1 protein-coding gene is annotated in these 1,163 nt (G+C 69.9%); it reads right to left on the bottom strand.

Annotated features, from left to right (window positions below; genetic code table 11):
• Nucleotides 1-174: 174 nt before the first annotated feature.
• The coding region (locus ASG00_RS06240; protein ID WP_056207803.1) for a Gfo/Idh/MocA family protein at nt 175-1,163 on the bottom strand (989 nt) is incomplete at its 5' end.

Genomic DNA, 1,163 nt, shown 5'->3' with positions numbered 1-1,163 from the left:
CCGTGCGATCGGCGATGCGCTCGCCGCGATCGCGTATGACGGCGTGGTGGGGCTGGAGAGTTGGGCGAGCGGATCGAGCGACGACGCTCTCGACGCCTTCCGACGCGCCTTCGCCTGAGCTGATGACGAGAGGGGCCGGTGAGCGGTTCGCTCACCGGCCCCTCTCGTCATGCCTCAGCCGAACGTGGTCTCGCCGTCGACCTCGGGCACCTCGACCCAGCCGCCGGTCTCCGCGGAGCGCAGCGCCGCGGAGACGATCTCGGCGGCGGCCCAGGCGTCGGCGGCGGAGGGGGCGAGCTGCGTGCCTGTTGCCACCGAGCGCAGGAACAGCGATGCCTCGATCGCCTTGAGGTCGTCGAATCCCATGCTCGTGCCGACGCCGGGCTGGAATCGTGAGAAGTCACCGAACTCGGGACCTGCCATGACCGTGCGATAGCCCGACGGATCGTCGGCGATCTGCAGTTCATTCAGGCGCTGGAAGTCCCACCGCAGGGAGCCCTTGGTGCCGTACACCTCGAGCACGTACTCGGCACGCGGACCGATCGCGACGCGGCTGGACTCGAGCACACCGACGGCGCCTCCCTCGAATCGCGCGAGAAGTGCGGCGTAGTCCTCGTTCTCGACGGCGCCGCGGGGGCCGTCCTCGGAACCCTTCGAGAAGTGGCTGGCGGCACCCGCTGCCGGGAGGGGGCGCTCGGGGATGAAGGTCGCCGTCAGCCCGTTCACCGAGGTGATGCGCCCCACGACGTACTGGGCGAGGTCGGCACCGTGGGAGAGCAGATCGCCCAGGACTCCGGAGCCGGCGCGGGCGGTGAGGAACCGCCAGGTCAGGGCTCCGGCGGGGTCGGCCGAGTAATCGGCGAGGAACGAGACCCGCACGTTCGTGATCGTGCCGATGGCCCCCGAGCGCACCAGCTCGCGCGCGCGGGCGACGGCGGGCACGTGCCGGTAGTTGAATCCCACCGACGTGACCAGTCCAGCTGATTCGGCACGCTCGGCGATCTCGCGGGACTCGACAGCACCGCGTCCCATGGGCTTCTCGATCCAGAACGGCTTTCCCGCCTCGATGGCGGCGAGGGCGATCTCGTGATGGAGGAAGTTCGGCGAGCAGATCGACACCACGTCGACCTCCGGGTCGGCCAGCACCTCGCTGTAGTCGGCGA

Source organism: Microbacterium sp. Leaf351 (genome assembly GCF_001423825.1).
GTDB classification, from domain to species: domain Bacteria; phylum Actinomycetota; class Actinomycetes; order Actinomycetales; family Microbacteriaceae; genus Microbacterium; species Microbacterium ginsengisoli.
Note: the sequence above shows the minus strand (reverse complement) of the source record. Positions and strands in the feature narration are given on the sequence as shown.